Origin of the sequence: Mediterranea sp. ET5, assembly GCF_023337025.1 — a bacterium.
Lineage (GTDB): Bacteria > Bacteroidota > Bacteroidia > Bacteroidales > Bacteroidaceae > Phocaeicola_A.
In genome coordinates, this window is sequence record NZ_JAMBLN010000039.1 from 1 (window position 1) to 2,402 (window position 2,402).

Consider the following 2,402-nt stretch of genomic DNA (forward strand, 5'->3'; position numbering starts at 1 on the left):
GAGTAATCGGAGTCATAGTTGTTCACAACGCCGGCTGTATGGATGCGTCCGCTCATTTCCGGGCTGTAACCATAGTCAATCGTTGCTGTCAGACGGTCCTTCAAGAACGATTTGCTCAGCGAAGCCGAGATGTTCAGTGCACGTCCCGTGTCCAGATGGATGCCTTCTGTCGGAGAAACATAAAACAGATTGGTGTTCAGGTTGAGTCCCCAAGGCAGGTTGTTCGTCGATGACAAGGTGATGTTCCAGTTTTTTGCCCGATGATTTTGTGACTGATAGGATGTCGTCACATACGTGCGGTTCACCGTGGCGTTGACCATCCACTTGGGCGAGATGAACTGTACGGCACTCAACCCGATGACCCAGAACTTGTCCTTTCCTCCATTCTCGTAGGTCGAATAGTAGATATCACGTCCTTCCTCCTTCGAATAGAGCAGCTGGAACAGGGGCGACTCGGCATACGTCACCGACAGGGAATAGTTGCCAAAGAGTGACAGGATGCCCGTCACTTCGTTGCCGCACATGGGCTTCAGGTAGGGATTGCCCTTGGAGTAGCTGTATTCGTTGCTCCACTTCGTTCCCGGATTGAGCATGTTCATGAAGGGGAACTGGATCTTGCGGGCGTACGACAGGTTGATGTTGTGCCCTTTCATGGGATTGATGGTATAATTCAGACGCACGTTTGGGAAAAAATTGCGATAGTAACTCGTGTAGTTTGCTTCCGGTGCCAACGTTGAGTTCGGCGAAATCTTGGTAAACTCATAGCGCAGTCCCAACGATGCGCTGAAGCTCTTGATCATGAAGTCATAGCTCCCGTACATGCCCAACGTCTGCTCCTTGTAGGTGTACACGTCGTCGTAGGTGCCATAAGGAGATTCCCTGCCATCTTCCATCAGGAGGTTGTCGGTGTGGCTGTCATTGTCCCAGTTGGAAAATGCTACTCCTGCCTTCAACTTGCCTTGCAACGCCTGGAAACGTTGTTCGAAATCCAACTTGGTATAGAGGGATGCATAGTCGCTGGAAGCGGCTTCCGTGCTGCTCCACAGCTCGGCATTCCCCTCCCGCCAGCGTCTGCTGTCGTCCGAAGAATGTGAATCGGAGTAAGACCCTGCGAAGGCCAGTTCGCCCGTTTTCCACGTATGCACATAGTCCATGGAGACGGAAGCCCGCCGGCTGTCGCTGTCCGACAATCCGAGGTTGTGTTCTTCTCCCGTTACCACATCGTTCTGCAAGTTTTGAATCCGGGCAGACGATTCATATTCTGATTTGTATCCGTGATAGCCGACTTCCAACGTCAGGATGTCATCGGGTGTAAGGTCGTAGCCCGCTCCCACGGTGTATGCCGGAGACGGCTTTTGCCTCCTGACGGAGCTTGACCATTCCTGCTTCCCCGCTCCGGAATCGGTAAACAAGGTCTTGCTTTCACTGTTGCTCTTATTCTTGTTTGCCACCATAGATGCCTCTCCGTAGACAGACCATTTGCCGCTGCGTTGCTGTACGATCAGCGATGGATTGCCGTAAGTCTGACTTTGCTTGTTGTAGCTTCCCGAAGCTCTCATGGACAGCATACCTCCGTCTTCAATCTTCGTCGTGATGATTTTCAGTACGGCGGTGCCGCCTATCGCCGCGCTCTCGTTTGCTCCGGCAGAAGTAATGACTTGAATTTCCTTCACATTCTTGCCGTGGTAGTTCTGGAGATAGTCCAGGAGGTCTTTTCCCGTGAGTTTGATTTCCCTGCGGTTGATGTACACCTTTCCCACCATCTTTCCGTAAATCTTCAGATTGTCTTTCTCCCTCATGGCACCGGGCAGGAAGAGGAGTATCCGGTCCAAATCCTGCTGCTTGAAAAGCGCGTTGTTTTCCACATTCAGCTTATATCCTTCCACATTGTACGTCAGGCTGCGTCCCACGACGGTAAATTCTTTCAATGTCGTGGCACTCTCCACCAGCCGGATGTCATTCACCGACATGGATTGGCGGGCTTCCACGTGTGACGTGAACGGTTGGTAGCCCAGGTAGGAGACACGCAGCTCGTAGGTGTCAGGCGACAATTGCACCGTGAACGTGCCTTTTGCATCCGTTACTGCTTTTATTACTGCGGTTGTATCCATCAGGTTCCGGAACACGACATTTGCACCCGGCAACACCTTGGCACCTTGGTCTATCACTCTCCCCGATACTTCCACTTGTCCGGGACTCTCTCTCAGCACCTGCGCCACCAGTGACAGCGGAAGCAGGATAAAAATCAGTAACGCCTTTCTCATAACGCTTTTTTTTATACAGATTGAATAAGGTCCTTTTCTCTCATCCACACATTGCTCTCTTTATTTATAGTACGTTTGAGAAAAATTTTCGGGCACCAGTATGGTGCTTTTTCTTTACTTGTGAAACATTATTTAACG

The 2,402-nt window shown here is 51.0% G+C and carries 1 protein-coding gene; it reads right to left on the reverse strand.

Features of this window, described 5'->3' with window-relative positions; all coding sequences use genetic code 11:
• The coding region (locus tag M3087_RS14235) for an outer membrane beta-barrel family protein (RefSeq protein WP_249096838.1) at positions 1 to 2,264 on the reverse strand (2,264 nt) is incomplete at its 3' end.
• Positions 2,265 to 2,402 lie beyond the last annotated feature (138 nt).